Consider the following 14,112-nt stretch of genomic DNA (forward strand, 5'->3'; position numbering starts at 1 on the left):
CCCTCATGAATTATTTACGGGGCAATCAGAAATACTGGTGGCTGCATAATGATTGCACTTAATACTTGAATTCGAGATACATTAACTACCACTGCTTTACTCTTAAATAAAACGATGCCATTTTATTTGTGGTATTAACACTTATCATACTGAAGCTGCGCTAAAGGATAAAAAGCGAGATATAAAGTTAATTGCTTCTCTAAGCAGTTTAATCGTCATAAATAATTTTTTGCAGACAACAAAAAAGGAGCCTAAGCTCCTTTTTTAAACCATGCAATTTTTATTAACGCAGTAATGACTCAGTTAATACAGGGCGAATTTCGCGAATTATTGCTTGGGTTAGCTTAGGTGCGCCACAAATAATGTTACCACTATTGTTATAGTTTACGCCGCCAGCAAAATCTACAACCATGCCGCCAGCTTCTTTTACTAATAGCTCGCCTGCAGCAGTATCCCAAGGTTTTAAACCAATTTCGAAAAAGCCATCAACGCGTCCAGCAGCCACATAAGCCATGTCTAGCGCAGCAGAGCCCGCACGACGGATATCAGCAGTATGTATGAATAAAGCTTTAAACGCTTCTGTGTATGCATCTAGGTGTTGTTTTTGCTTGAAAGGAAAGCCAGTAGCTAAGATTGAACCGCCTAAATCAACAGTTTTAGAAACGCGTAAACGTTTGCTATTAAGTTGTGCGCCTTGACCACGAGAGGCAGTGAAAAGCTCACCACGAATTGGATCATAAATAACGGCCTGGTCTAAACGACCTTTTACTTTAAGTGCGATAGAAACCGCAAAATGAGGAATACCCTTGATGAAGTTAGTTGTGCCATCAAGCGGGTCAACAATCCATTGGTAATCTGCATCCTTACCTTTATGCTCGCCTAATTCTTCACCAACAATGCAGTGTTCAGGGTAAGAGCGTAAAATGGTGTCGCGAATTATAGCTTCTGCTTCTTTATCAATATTAGTCACTAAATCGTTAGTGCCTTTTTGTTGAACTTCAACTTTTGATAAATCTTCACTTGCACGAAGTATAATTTTGCCTGCGTTACGCGCAGCGCGAACCGCAATGTTTAACATTGGATGCATGGTATTACCTTTGGGTTGTAAAAGAACGTTTATATATTTTAGCTGGCGTATTTTAGCGACTTTTGCCATAAAGTAAACAACAAAGCCTAAATACTTTTGTTTGTTTTTTGTACTTGCTTGATGTGCAGGGCGTTTTATACAAATTCAACGTTGATGAATCTGCAAAGCGTTTTTTAATGTGTTCTAGTGCTTTAAAAATGTAGCATGTTTTTTACTCTTTAACCTAGGCCCAAGTTATAAAGCTATGAACATGCTTTTATAGGCAGTTCATCACATTGGAGTACCACTTTTACCACCAAGTTGGGTTTTTAATTGGTTTGCAAAGCTAATAAATTTTTCTTTAATGGTGCGCTTAATTTTTATTTCTACCGAGCCCATAATAGCCTTTCCCTCAATATGGATGGTCGGCCCTTGATGCTTGTTAAGTGCCACTGTTTTATTTTCAACACTACTAATAATGCTAAACATTTTTGATACTACATTGACGTGTTCTGGTACGTATATTTCATCACTGCCAAAAATACAGTTAACATGAATCGTTACCTCTTGGTGGGTAAAAACAGCATCAGTAAAATCAAGTACTACCGAGCCCATAAAGTTAGTTAGGTAAATGTTTTTAGGCACAACCCATTGGCCGCTTCTTTCATTGGAGCCTAAAATACTGCGTAATGTAAAGTCACTCTGGCTAGACTGTTGAGCGCTGTAATTGGGTGAAAATTGTGAATGCTTTTGGGCATTATATTGCTGATCAGTATTAAGGGTTAAATCCTCAACTAAGCTAGCAAGGACTTCATTATTACTTGTAGCCATTGCCTCATCTAAACGCCTTTCAAATGCTTCAACAGAAATAACTCCGTGGCTGTAATTATAAATTAATTGATCAATCACTTCTTCGCGCACTTGCTCTAGGGGGCGGTCTGTTATTTTTACGCTCATTAGGGTATTCCTTTTATTTTACTATTGTCACTATATAAGCAAAGCATATACCAAAAATATTATTGTTATTAATCAGTTTGTTATGTTTTTAGCCTATTTGTGACTTCGTTATATTAACGATCCATTAACCAAAATGGTAATTATCTAGTTATTTTCACTACTGAGAACTTTTTACCGATAAGTCGGTAAAAAAGTGATGCATACAAAGTGAAGTTATTTTACATGCCGCCTTAACTCTTTGATTCTAATTGCTTATTAAAGTTGGCCTAAAGCTGGCATTAGTTAAAGTGTCTTTAATCAAAAGGAGAAAGATTATGAAAACATTTAACAAATCTATCATTGCGGCGTTAGTTTTAGGTACTACGGCTATGGGTGCTCAAGCGAGCAGCTGGGAAAATGAAAGTAAAGATGCTTGGATTGATGGTAAGGCTGAAACAGTGCTTCTTATGAACACTAATCTCAATAACTTTGACATCAACACTGATGTAAAAAATGGCAAAGTTATACTAACAGGTAAAGTTAATAGCGAACTCGACAAAGAGCTAGCAGAAGAACTTGTACTGAGTTTAGATGGCGTAACCAATGTTGATAACCAGCTTACTGTTGTGAAAAGCATGAACAGTAAAAGCCATGACAACATGAAAGATGATGATGGTAGCGGCTTAACCGACGCTAAAATTACCACAGTCATCACAACGCGTTATTTATTTAACTCTGAAGTAGGTGGTACAAACATTGATGTAGATACTGACAAAGGTGTAGTTACTCTTACCGGTACAGTGAACTCAGATGCTGAAAAACAGCTTGCAGTAAAAATTGCTAAAAATGCTGAAGATGTTCGCGACGTAGTAGATAAATTAACGATAGTTGCAAAGTAATATAGTATTTATAAAACCCAGCTTTGCTGGGTTTTTGCTTATAATTTTTTGTTTATAAATAAGGAAGTATTTATGGATATTATACGTATTATTTTTTCAATCTTACTGCCACCACTGGGAGTATTTTTACAGGTGGGTTTAGGCTTACATTTTTGGATAAATATTTTACTCACGTTGTTTGGTTACTTCCCTGGAGTAATACATGCAATCTACATTATCGCAAAAAAATAATTCATTTCTGTTTGTCGCGTAATATAAGCTGTAAGTTGCTTGTTTAAAGCTTAATTTTTAAATTACGCGATATACAGCCTTCCATTTCATTTTTACTTAGCTGCCAGTATTAACCCTAAATTCTGCAAATTTTAATATTACACCCATAAAAAGATTACTATTTAAGCAGTTAGACCATTGATTGTTAAAATAAAGACTTTTGCTAGTGACAAGCCCCTAAAAACTTTTTATACTGCACCCCGCTTTAGTCGCTATGTGGCTAAACGCTTCTTAAAAAATTAACTGTTTACAGTTATACAAAAAGTTGGCCCCTTAGCTCAGTTGGTTAGAGCACACGACTCATAATCGTTAGGTCCCCAGTTCGAGTCTGGGAGGGGCCACCACTTTTAAATATACCCACTAAAAATCATTCCAATCATTAACTAATGAATAGCTCTATGTTGTGTTAATTACACTTTAAGTATATTTGTGACTGTCTCATTATAAAATAATAAATAGAATTGTTTTACGGCAATAAAAAAACCCTAATTAGGGTTTTTTTACAGAGTACTTATTAACGCTTTTAAGCTAATACCTATATTATTAATAACATGATCATTCTGGCTTATTAAGTAGCTAATTAATCCCGTTAGAAATAACCTGTAGGTCACTATATAAAATGACCTTGGTTAGTGATTAAGCTATTTTTTGCTGCTAGAACTGTTCACTAATTTAATGAAACGGCTAAAATAAATTAATTTTTGCGGTAGATCTCATGTTCGATATCGTAAATATTAACGCTTAAGCTGTCTGATGCTCTGCAATAGGTTTTTAAACACTCAAGTAGTTGCTCACTTAACATTTGTTTTTGCTCAATAGAACGCCCTGCCAAAATGTGTACCGCGATATGTATAAACCCCGACCTGCCTGCGCCCAGTAGATATTGCTGATAGGAAATAGCGCGTGTTTTTATGGTTTCTAAATCAAATAGATTACTTTGGAAAGCGGCGTTGTGAATTTTTTCTACAAGTACTTGTGGTAATACAGGGAGGTCTTCTGAGTGTTCAATAATAATGTGCGGCATTTAGGCGTTCCTATTATGAGTTACTACATGTGTGAACCTTATTATACCAAATACCAGGTTACTCGCTAACCCCTGGTCGAGTGAATTTTATAGCTAAAAAAAATTAAATCATGACACTGTAGCAATCAGGTAATCGTAATGAACAATTATGTTGCTCAGGGTAAATACTTTGCATCTATTCGCTTAATATCTATTTGCGGAGATTTATAAGAGGTATAAATTAACCAACCAGCGGTAGCAATATAAGTTAAGCCAGATGTTCTGCTAAATGAACGCTCAGGTAGGCGTATTATGTCGTGATGACTCGCTGAGGCAAAGTCATAGTAACTTAAGCGATAGTCGCCCTGCGCTACATTAAAGTAATACACGCGTGACAGTGCTTGTGTTTCGCCTTCTTGGTAGTACCAGGATGTATGATTAGATAAATTAATAGACGCAACGAGGAGTTGCGCATGTTCGCTACCAGGGGGCTTGATCCAGAGTTGCTTGGCGTCGGGGTTGGCAAATATAAGCGCACCTTGCTTATCTTCATAGGCATATAAGGTGGATTGTTTAATCACTTGTCCTAGGTTGTTTCCTTTTAAATCAAAACGAAATACATGCTCACCATCTGATACTAATACGTTGGTGCTATCATGCGACCAACTGGGTTTACCATGGCTACTAAAATTGGTTGTTAATGCGGTACTGGTTTGCGAGTTAAAATCATAAACGTAAAAGGCATGCTTGCCTTTTTTTGCTACTACAAACGCAATGTAGCGTCCGCTTGGAGACCAAATAGGGCTGTAAATATTCGTTTTTAACTGAGTTAATTGCTTGCGAGCGGTACCATCTTTATTTGCTACCCAAAGCTCTTTAGATCCAGATTCATTCGATACAAATGCTAACTTACCGCTGCGTTCATTATAATCAGGAAAGCGAGTATTAAAGTGCGTAGATAAAATGGGGAAGGGTGAACTTGCCACTGCGTTATTAGTTGCTACTCGCATTAATGCTGAATCAGTATTCCACTGATGAAAGTATAGGCTCCCATCTTGTGCATACTCAGGGTAGCTTAAGCCGTCTACGTGGGCGTTTGTTAGTGTTTTAGTGGTGAAATTATAAAAATAGCCTTGTCGTTTACCTTTTTTAATCCCTGAAAACACCAGTAAATCTTTTTTAGGGTGCCAATCAACACCTTTAATTTCAACAAACCCAGATGTTAACTGTTGGGCACTGCCGGTATTAATATCGACTAAAAATAGCTCTTCAAACCCGGATGGTAGATTACGCGATACAACGAGTTGCTTGCCATCGGGTGAATACACCACAGACTCGTCATAAAACTGGCAATTATTAGGGCAAGGCACTTGTGTGATTGCATGCGGACTTGAGTGTAAATCGACTAAATTAAGCTGAGTTTGATTTACTTGGCTATTTTTATTGCCGCTAATAAATACTAATTGGCTATCTGTAGCGTTGATATCTAAATCGCTACTGAGGCGATTACCACATTCACCAAGGGTTACTTTTTTTGCGTTTGCGAGCGTATATTTTATAATTTTACAACTGCTGCCTGCGCCGCGTTGATAATAAAATAGCTGCTCACGGTCATGACTAAAAACGGCGCGCCCTTCTATAAAAGGGGTGTCTGTTAAGGCAACGGCAGCTTGTTCTGGCATATATAGATCACGTAAGTATAAGTTAGCTTTGAAACCTGGGCGGCGCCAAGAATAAACTAAAAAATGATTATCGTTCGATATGGCAGGAAATAACTCACGGCCAGGGCTTGTTGTAATAGTTTCTATATGTTCATAAAGGCGGATATCGGCTACGTGTTGCTTGCTCGTTGGTGGCATTTTTAAAGAGTATAAATAGCTGCCACAGATAATAATGATTAATAAAACACTGAGGATAAAAGGGTAAAGGTACTTTGTTTTAGGTGTATTGTTATTTTTTTGAGCAGATTCATCAGCTGTAGTAAAGCGAGGGGGTTGTGCTAGGCGATAACCTGTTTTACGCAATGTTTCTATATAGGTATTGCTAGGGTCGAGCTCTTTAAATGCTTTTCGTAAGTGCCAAATAGCATTAGTCAGGGCTTTTTCGCCCACAAATTGATTACCATCCCACACGTTATCAATTAATTTTTCGCGAGTAACGGCGTGTGGATAGCACTCGCTTAGAAAACAAAGTAGCTCAATAAATTTAGGTTGTAAAATACATTCATTGCCATCATAGCTTAGCTTATTTTCAAATGGAGAAACGAGGCAACTTCCTACTGAAAATGGCGACTTAGTTTTCATAAATAATGCATTCACACCTTAATATATTTATAGTTTGAAAAGTAACTACTGATAAAGCTAACAGTAAAGTTGCACGATGAGTTGTGCATTTGTTAATTAATATCTGTTTAACAGTTAACTCTTAAGTGAATGATTGTAAATGAGTAGATGTTAAATAGATATAAAATAGGGATATAAACGAGATACCTTTCATTGTGTTTTCATTCACGATTGCATACAAACTATTACATATAAAATAATTAGTTAAGACGTTATCGATAACGCCGTAAAAAGCCCAACCAAAATAGATAACGCCTTAACTTGCATAACAACAAATAGTAAGGGAATTGTGTGAGTAATATAGTAACTAAAAAGTGCACATTAGCATTAGCGATTACCGCTTGTTTATCAGGCCAAGCATTTGCAAATGACGCAGAAATTGAGCGTCAATCTATCGCTAAAAAAACGGATGTAGTAATTCAAGAAGAGCCAGAAAAAATTACCGTAACCGGCTCTCGTTTAAAGCGCGATAGTTTTTCAGTGACAACTCCCTTGGTAACCATGGACCGCTCTGCAATACAAGATACTGGATTAGGCAATTTATCTGATGTGTTGGTCGATAATATGCCTGCGCTTAGCCAAAGTATTGGTAATACGACTAGTCAGTCAAGTATATCTGGCACGGGCCTTTCAACGGTGCAATTACGTTCATTAGGGGCTAATCGTACACTGACCTTGATAGATGGCCGTCGTGTGGTATCAAATAGTTACGGTGGTAACTATGTTAGCCTTAATACTATTCCCAGCGGTATGGTTGAGCGAGTAGAGATTATTAGTGGTGGGGCGTCAGCTACTTATGGTGCAGATGCGGTGGCTGGAGTAGTAAATATTATTACTCAGTCTAAAAAAGAAGGTTTTGAATTTCAAGCACGTGGCGGCGAAACCACCAGTGGTGGCGGTAAAGAGTTTACGCTAGATGTAAACTACGGTACTTCGTTTGGTAACGACCGTGGTTATGTTTATGTTAGCACTAACTGGGATCGTGATTTTGGGATGAGCTTTTACGACCGAGACCGTGCACAAGTAGAGGCTGCGCACCGTTATAACGATGACCTAATGTGTAACCAAATGCTGACTGCAGATGGTTATCAATGCATGAGTGGCATAACCCAGGCAGATTGGAAAAGTAAAAGTGACGGTACCCTTGGTGGCGTATTTTTAGAAAGTTCAAAAAATGATACTCAGTTTTGGTACGACGGCCAAACACTTCGTGATGACTGGAAGGATAACGAAGAGCTTTACGGTATTAACTCACAGCAATACGTGATGCTAGATGTACCGAGCGATAACTTATCAACGGCGGTAAAAATTGATTTTGATATTACCGACGACATTACAAGTTACTTTCAGTTGCAATATAGTAAAAGTGGCTCGTTTAACAGTAAGTCGCCTGAAGATGAATACGAAAATGCATCAGTACCGCGTTACGATCCGGTAACCGGCGACCCAATTGCAGATATTGCACCGGGTTATATACCGATAGATAACCCGTATGTACCGCAAGAAATTATCGATAGTAACCCATACAAAGATCGTATTTATTGGGACCGCCGTTTTGGTGAAGTAGGTAACATTAGCACAGATAATGATCGTACCACGGTTCGTACTTGGGCTGGATTACAAGGTACCATGTTTAATGGCGATTGGGACTGGGATGTATCTGCAGGGTACGGTCAATTTAAACAACATCAAATACGCAGTAATGAGTTAAACACAGTGCGTGTTAATCAGGCGCTGCAAGCTGAAAAACTTCCCGATGGTACTATTCAATGTAAAGATGCAGACGCTCGCGCCGAAGGTTGTGTTGCACTTAACTTATTTGGTGAAGGGTCTATTACTCCAGCAATGGCTGATTGGATCCGTACTAATCCAGTGATCGATACTAAAATTCAGCAGTACACGGTAATGGGTTATATCACTGGTGATTTATTTGAAATGCCGGCAGGGAGTGTGTCAGCAGTATTTGGAGGTGAATACCGTAAAGATTCGCAAAGCCTAGATACTAGCGATGATATGAAAGCCGGTGGCATTACCTTTAACGTAGTACCTTCGTTTCAAGGTGAGGTAGAAGTGTATGAAGCGTTTGCTGAGCTAGCAATACCCTTATTAAAAGATGCGCCACTGGCTAAAAGTTTATCAGCTGAAACCTCGTTGCGCTTAGCTAATTACAGTATGGAAAATATTAGTACCGTAGCTAGCTATAAGTTAGGTTTGTTATGGCAGCCGATTGAAGGCTATATGGTGCGTGCTAACTATGCACGAGCACAACGTGCACCTACAATTACTGAACTGATGTCACCACCTCGCGGCGATTTTGATTCGTACGATGATATTTGTGATGGATTAACGGCTACATCTACTAAGCCGGGACATGCTAATTGTCGTTTAGAGCCTACGTTAGCGCAAAAGTTAGTAGATGATCCTAACTTTGAGTTTGAAAGTGAAGATAATAACTACTCGCCAAATACGGGTAACCCAAACTTAAAAGAAGAAACAGCAGATACTTACACCTTTGGTGTGACCTTATCACCGGAGTATTTTGGTGGTTTTAATCTAGCTATTGATTACTACGATATTGCTATTGTTGATGCAATTGACGAAATTAGTAACGAAAATATTATGCGTGAATGTTATGCCTCTGACGCAGCGTGGGGCGATAGCAACGAATACTGTAATGATATTACCCGTAACGAAGAAGGTAATATTATAAAAGTACTACAAAGAGAGTATAACTTAGATGAGTTAACTGCTCGTGGGTACGACGTAGTAGCCACTTATAAGTTTGATATTGGTAGTTATGGTAGCATTAAGTTAAAAGCCGATTACAACCATGTAATTGAAAATTCACAAACATATGAAGGTCTCGATGGCAACGCTGTAACTACCCAATATGCAGGGTACGGCAGCACTAAAGATAAAGCTGCTATGTCAATCATATGGAGTATGGATGAGTTACGCGTACGTTGGCGCACCAATTACTTAGGCTCGTTTAAAGCAAGTCAAGAAGATGAAAACGATTATATTGAATACACTGCTGCAAACGATGAACGCTGTGCTGCGGGTGAAACAAGTTGCGTAGCTAACCCAGAGTCACTAGCGTATCAAGATTATGGTTCATACTTAAAACATAGTTTGTCTGCGTCATACACTATGGCACTAACACCTAAAAGCGATTTACGTGTTTTTGGTGGTGTAAATAACGTATTTGACGATAAAGGCGCATTTTATCCAAGTGGCAGTGGTAATTACTACAGTGGTTACGGCGGTGGTGCAGGGCGTTATATTTATTTAGGTGCGCAATACAGCTTTTAAATTAACCTGAGTTCAGGTAATGGTTTTTAGGTAAGTAATTTTAAAAGTAAGTAGTTAATTTAAATAAAGTTACCAAGGCATGCCCATAATGGGCATGCCTTTTTATTTTTAGGGTAGGATTAATTAATAAATAGCTTTATTTTTTATAACATGTGTTTTGCTACTGTAAATACGTTTAGTATAGAAAAACAAACCGTATCCCTCTTTAAGTATGTTGGAGAACACGATGAAGTATTTAAAAGTCAGCTTTTTACTCGCGGGTATGCTTACCTTAACAGCGTGCTCAGATGATGTTGCTTCTGTAAGCCTTGGGCTATTTACCACCAAGGATGTAATTGTAAATTCGCAACAAGACCCTTTAGTCACTGGGGTAACGTGCCATATTAGCCATATTGAAGCTAATTTAGATTTTTCAGACCCTTCTGATATGTCAATTTCGTGTCGGCAAACCGGGGTTATTACCGCAGAGCAATTGCAGCAGATTGATCGGAGTAAATCTGGGGAAGTGGTATTTAAATCATCTAAAAGTATTTTATTTAAATCATTAAAAGTGCGTCGTATTTACGATGCTAAAGCACATACCTTATTGTATTTGTCGTACTCGACTAAAGAGTCTACGGGGAGTCATCATCATGCGTTATCTACTGTACCATTATACAATACACAAGCATGGCAATGGGCGCTTGGGCAAGAGCGAGAATAAGCTATGTTAGCGTTATTTAAGTCTAAACCATTACTGGCTGAGCAAGAGCAGCAATGGTTAATTGATACCTTTATATGGGCGGTTGAAAACTTTGATGTTGAGTTTTTTACCCAGCATACGCAAATCACTCTGCCCACGGTTGAGTTCTTTCCCGACTCGGTATCGAGTGTTGAAGAAATGGCCAGTAATGTATTTAACCGTGTAAGCCGTTATGCGGGTATGGCAGCGTGGCCTATTCAACTAGTTGCACCACAGCAGCTCACTCCACAGGTTTTTCCACAGTTTAAATTTAGCCAACAACTACGTGGTGAAGGCGCTAAATTAATTGTGCCGCCTAGCCAAGCTATTAATATTTCGTTTAATTCAAATCAAGTAAATCAGCCACAAGACTTAGTTGCCAGTTTTGCTGGAACATTAGCGACTATTTTAATTCATCATGTGGGCGTATTACCACCGGGCGGAAAAGACTACTTAGCGCAAGCTGCTGATGCACTGGCATGCTTTTTAGGCTTTGGGGTAATGATGAGCAACACGGTATATCAGTTTAAGGGCGGCTGTGGCTCCTGCTATAACCCTTATGCAAATCGCGAGGCGTCGTTGAGCGAAACCCACACGGTATTTATGCATGCGTTAGTGAGTTACTTTAAAAATGATAAACGCTCTAAGCAGTATTTAAAGCCGCATTTGCGCGGCCAATTTAAAAAAGCGCAAAAAGAAATTAAAGCATTAGTAAATAACTCAGCTAACCCGCTGTTATTAGCGTATATGCCAAACTAAGCAGAGATATTGTGTGAATTACTTAGACGAATTTTTACTGATTGCCGTAGCGCACTTTTTTGCAGTAGCAAGCCCTGGGCCCGATTTTGCAGTGGTATTAAAGCAAAGTGTACAGCAAGGTAGGCGCAATGCACTTTGGACTAGTGCAGGTGTCGGTGCGGCTATTTTATTACACGTAGCTTATTGCGTGTTAGGTGTGGCACTTATTTTAACGCAGTCGCCCAAGGTGTTTATGGGGCTAAAATATTTGGCCGGTGCCTATTTAGCTTATTTGGGAGTACAAGCACTGCGAGCAGCCAAACCGGGGGCAAACCTTAATGATGATATTGCCAACAAAACGGTGCCAGCAGAGCCCGCTTGGTTTGCCTTTCGGCGCGGTTTTTTAACCAATGCATTAAACCCCAAAGCCACCTTGTTTTTTATGTCGCTATTTACTTTAGTCATAAGCCCAACTACCCCTACAATAGTACAAGTAGGTTATGGCGTTTATATGGCGCTGGCTACCTGGGCGTGGTTTTCAATGTTATCAATAGTGCTTTGTAAAACTAAGGTACGTGGCTTTTTCCAGCGCAGTGGTTATTGGTTTGACCGTTGCATTGGCGTTATTTTAATAGCTTTGGCTATTCGTGTTGTAATTTAAAACTAAGTTACATTATTTAATTTTAGGAGTAGGTATGTCGCTTTATAATTTTTCGTTTGGTTCTAATATGTCGTCTCACCGTTTACTGGCGCGTCTACCTAATGCTAAGCGTATTGGTACTGCAGTATTACAAGGCTATGAGCTAACCTTTGATATGTATTTTAAAGATGGCTCAGGTAAATGCAGTATTAGCCCAAGTGATGCAGAAGATGCGTTAGTTTATGGGGTTGTTTATCAGATAAGTGACGCCGAAAAAGTCATTTTAGATGGCATAGAAGGTGCGGGTTACGACTGCGTAAATATAACCGTAAAGCTTTTAAGCGGCGAAGACGTTAACGCTCATTGCTATATTGCCAATACCCACGATAGTGAAGCGCTACCCTACGACTGGTACATTAAACACGTTCATCGCGGCGCGCTTGAAGCCGGCGTGCCAAAAGCATACAGTGATGCAATATTAAACCGCGCGCAAAAAAGCGACAGCAACCTAGAACGTGCTGAAATTGAATTTGCAGTACATCAAAAATAATCATAATAAAAAAGGATAACAATGAAGTTAATTAAGTTTGCCACAATTGCTTTATTAGCAGGGGCTACGTTTAGTACCTGGGCACAAGTAGATACCAATAAAATAGAGCAGGTAATTAAAACCTCCATGGCACGTTTTGATGTGCCAGGAATGGCAGTTGCTATTGTTGAAAACGACAAAGTGATATTTGCTAAAGGTTTTGGTGTAACCCATATAAACACCGGTAATAAGGTTAATAAAGACACCTTGTTTGGCATTGCATCTAACACCAAAGCATTTACCAGTGCGGCGCTGGCTAAGTTGGTTGATGAAGGTAAGTTGAGCTGGGACGATAAAGTGATTGATCACCTGCCAGAATTTCAACTATATGACGCATACGTAACCCGCGAAATGCGTATTCGCGATCTGCTAAGCCATCGCAGTGGGCTGGGGCTTGGTCAAGGCGACTTAATGATTTGGCCAAGTACCGATAAGTCGGTTGATGATATTTTAGCCGGGTTAAAATACTTAAAACCGGCCAGCAGCTTTCGCAGCCAATATGCCTATAACAACTTAATGTTTGTTACCGCAGGGGAAGTGGTGGCACGCGTATCTGGGATGAGTTGGAACGATTACATCGAAAAAAACATGTTACAGCCGCTAAATATGACTCACTCGCGAGCAGGATTCTCGCGCATTCCAAGCAGCAATAAAAACTGGGCAACGGGGCATATTCCGATGGATAACCAACTCCATCCATTTTTTGTTAACTACCTAGAAGATTTTAGAGGCGCTGGGGCAATAGCCTCAAGTGCCAGCGATATGAGCCAATGGCTACGTACGCAACTTGCTGGTGGCACAATGCCAAATGGCGAGCAGTTATTTAGCGAAAAACAACAAGCGCAAATGTGGCATCCACATATAACGGCTATGGCGTCTAAAAGCGCGTTTGAGGCGTATCATCAGCAATTTAGAGGTTACGGGCTAGGCTGGAGTATTGAAGATTACCACGGCTTTAAAAAGCTTGGTCACGGTGGCGGTATTTTAGGCATGGTGTCGCAGGTTACATTACTACCTGAAAAAAAAATCGGTATTGTTATTTTAAGTAATCAGCAAGCATTTGGTGCGCTAGCGGCAGTAACCCACGAAGTGCTTGAAGATGCGCTTGAGCTTGAAGATAAAGATTGGGTTGAAGACTTAGCTAAAAAGCACTTTGAAAGTAAAGAGAAAGCATACGCTAATGCAAAGCCTGCAGCGCCAGCTGATTATCAACCGCAACTACCTAATATTAATTACACTGGTACATTGCACGATAATTGGTACGGCGATGTAATTATTGAGCAGCTTGATGGAAAATTACATATTGATTTTACGCATACCAAGGGCTTAAAAGGCTCACTTGAGCATTACACAGGCAATACTTTTATTGTTAAGTGGGATGAAAAACTGCTTGAGGCTGATGCGTTTATTAACTTTAATATGAATACCGAAAACAGAGTGAGCAGCGCTAAAATGCGTGCAGTATCTACGCAAATAACCGACTTTAGTTTTGACTTTAGAAATTTAAAATTAACAGCAAAATAACTGTTTTTGCTATCCCTAATTTGCTATATCTAGTGTAAAGGGTATACACCAAAGTCGCAAAGCCACCTATGG

At 39.3% G+C, this 14,112-nt stretch carries 12 protein-coding genes and 1 tRNA gene; 9 read left to right on the forward strand and 4 right to left on the reverse strand.

All coding sequences use genetic code 11. The features are described from left to right. Positions 1 to 283: 283 nt before the first annotated feature. Both suhB and J5X91_RS13840 read right to left on the reverse strand, forming a co-directional pair. Positions 284 to 1,087 carry an inositol-1-monophosphatase gene (suhB, locus tag J5X91_RS13835; RefSeq protein ID WP_208835029.1) on the reverse strand — a complete coding sequence of 268 codons (804 nt, stop codon included), beginning with the start codon at positions 1,085 to 1,087 and terminating at the stop codon, positions 284 to 286. A gap of 270 nt (positions 1,088 to 1,357) precedes the next feature. Next, a complete protein-coding gene (locus J5X91_RS13840) occupies positions 1,358 to 2,023 on the reverse strand; it encodes a LiaF domain-containing protein (protein ID WP_208835030.1) in 666 nt (221 codons plus the stop codon). 314 nt (positions 2,024 to 2,337) lie between these two features. Here J5X91_RS13840 and J5X91_RS13845 point away from each other — a divergent pair, with 314 nt between their 5' ends. The 3 genes from J5X91_RS13845 to J5X91_RS13855 all read left to right on the forward strand — a co-directional run bounded on the left by J5X91_RS13845 (position 2,338) and on the right by J5X91_RS13855 (position 3,515). Continuing rightward, complete coding sequence (locus tag J5X91_RS13845; RefSeq protein WP_182676992.1) at positions 2,338 to 2,901, forward strand: BON domain-containing protein; 564 nt, start codon at positions 2,338 to 2,340, stop codon at positions 2,899 to 2,901. 72 nt (positions 2,902 to 2,973) lie between these two features. Beyond that, on the forward strand, positions 2,974 to 3,132 hold the full coding sequence (locus tag J5X91_RS13850; protein ID WP_011327039.1) for a YqaE/Pmp3 family membrane protein: 159 nt from the start codon (positions 2,974 to 2,976) through the stop codon (positions 3,130 to 3,132). 306 nt (positions 3,133 to 3,438) lie between these two features. Continuing rightward, positions 3,439 to 3,515: transfer RNA gene (locus tag J5X91_RS13855), tRNA-Ile, on the forward strand. 350 nt (positions 3,516 to 3,865) lie between these two features. Here J5X91_RS13855 and J5X91_RS13860 read toward each other — a convergent pair. Next, on the reverse strand, positions 3,866 to 4,195 hold the full coding sequence (locus J5X91_RS13860; protein WP_058372437.1) for a 5-carboxymethyl-2-hydroxymuconate Delta-isomerase: 330 nt from the start codon (positions 4,193 to 4,195) through the stop codon (positions 3,866 to 3,868). 155 nt (positions 4,196 to 4,350) lie between these two features. Further along, entirely contained in the window at positions 4,351 to 6,477 is a 2,127-nt protein-coding gene (locus tag J5X91_RS13865) for a winged helix-turn-helix domain-containing protein (RefSeq protein WP_182676990.1), read from the reverse strand. A gap of 330 nt (positions 6,478 to 6,807) precedes the next feature. Here J5X91_RS13865 and J5X91_RS13870 point away from each other — a divergent pair, with 330 nt between their 5' ends. From J5X91_RS13870 to J5X91_RS13895, 6 genes are all read left to right on the forward strand, one after another. After that, positions 6,808 to 9,828: a TonB-dependent receptor gene (locus J5X91_RS13870; RefSeq protein WP_208835031.1), complete on the forward strand. Its 3,021-nt coding sequence runs from the start codon at positions 6,808 to 6,810 to the stop codon at positions 9,826 to 9,828. Positions 9,829 to 10,054: 226 nt separating this feature from the next. Continuing rightward, a complete protein-coding gene (locus tag J5X91_RS13875) occupies positions 10,055 to 10,531 on the forward strand; it encodes a CreA family protein (protein WP_083497484.1) in 477 nt (158 codons plus the stop codon). Between the two features lie 3 nt (positions 10,532 to 10,534). Continuing rightward, positions 10,535 to 11,308 (forward strand): hypothetical protein, encoded by a 774-nt coding sequence (locus tag J5X91_RS13880; protein WP_208835032.1) that lies wholly within the window; start codon positions 10,535 to 10,537, stop codon positions 11,306 to 11,308. A gap of 13 nt (positions 11,309 to 11,321) precedes the next feature. Then, the gene (locus J5X91_RS13885; protein ID WP_208835033.1) at positions 11,322 to 11,948 is read left to right on the forward strand and encodes a LysE family translocator; all 627 of its coding nucleotides are present in this window, start codon (positions 11,322 to 11,324) and stop codon (positions 11,946 to 11,948) included. Between the two features lie 34 nt (positions 11,949 to 11,982). Continuing rightward, positions 11,983 to 12,477, forward strand: a complete 495-nt coding sequence (locus tag J5X91_RS13890) for a gamma-glutamylcyclotransferase family protein (RefSeq protein ID WP_011327047.1) — start codon at positions 11,983 to 11,985, stop codon at positions 12,475 to 12,477. Between the two features lie 21 nt (positions 12,478 to 12,498). Continuing rightward, positions 12,499 to 14,040, forward strand: coding sequence for a serine hydrolase (locus tag J5X91_RS13895; RefSeq protein ID WP_208835034.1), 1,542 nt, complete (start codon positions 12,499 to 12,501; stop codon positions 14,038 to 14,040). Positions 14,041 to 14,112: the final 72 nt, after the last annotated feature.

The sequence above is a fragment of the Pseudoalteromonas sp. K222D genome (assembly GCF_017653575.1).
Taxonomy (GTDB): domain Bacteria; phylum Pseudomonadota; class Gammaproteobacteria; order Enterobacterales; family Alteromonadaceae; genus Pseudoalteromonas; species Pseudoalteromonas nigrifaciens.

Excerpts from the sequence above, each read along its gene's own strand:
- suhB (WP_208835029.1), bottom strand. The coding sequence starts at position 1,087 with ATGCATCCAATGTTAAACATTGCGGTTCGCGCTGCGCGTAACGCAGGC.
- J5X91_RS13840 (WP_208835030.1), bottom strand. The coding sequence starts at position 2,023 with ATGAGCGTAAAAATAACAGACCGCCCCCTAGAGCAAGTGCGCGAAGAA.
- J5X91_RS13845 (WP_182676992.1), top strand. The coding sequence starts at position 2,338 with ATGAAAACATTTAACAAATCTATCATTGCGGCGTTAGTTTTAGGTACT.
- J5X91_RS13850 (WP_011327039.1), top strand. The coding sequence starts at position 2,974 with ATGGATATTATACGTATTATTTTTTCAATCTTACTGCCACCACTGGGA.
- J5X91_RS13860 (WP_058372437.1), bottom strand. The coding sequence starts at position 4,195 with ATGCCGCACATTATTATTGAACACTCAGAAGACCTCCCTGTATTACCA.
- J5X91_RS13865 (WP_182676990.1), bottom strand. The coding sequence starts at position 6,477 with ATGAAAACTAAGTCGCCATTTTCAGTAGGAAGTTGCCTCGTTTCTCCA.
- J5X91_RS13875 (WP_083497484.1), top strand. The coding sequence starts at position 10,055 with ATGAAGTATTTAAAAGTCAGCTTTTTACTCGCGGGTATGCTTACCTTA.
- J5X91_RS13880 (WP_208835032.1), top strand. The coding sequence starts at position 10,535 with ATGTTAGCGTTATTTAAGTCTAAACCATTACTGGCTGAGCAAGAGCAG.
- J5X91_RS13890 (WP_011327047.1), top strand. The coding sequence starts at position 11,983 with ATGTCGCTTTATAATTTTTCGTTTGGTTCTAATATGTCGTCTCACCGT.
- J5X91_RS13895 (WP_208835034.1), top strand. The coding sequence starts at position 12,499 with ATGAAGTTAATTAAGTTTGCCACAATTGCTTTATTAGCAGGGGCTACG.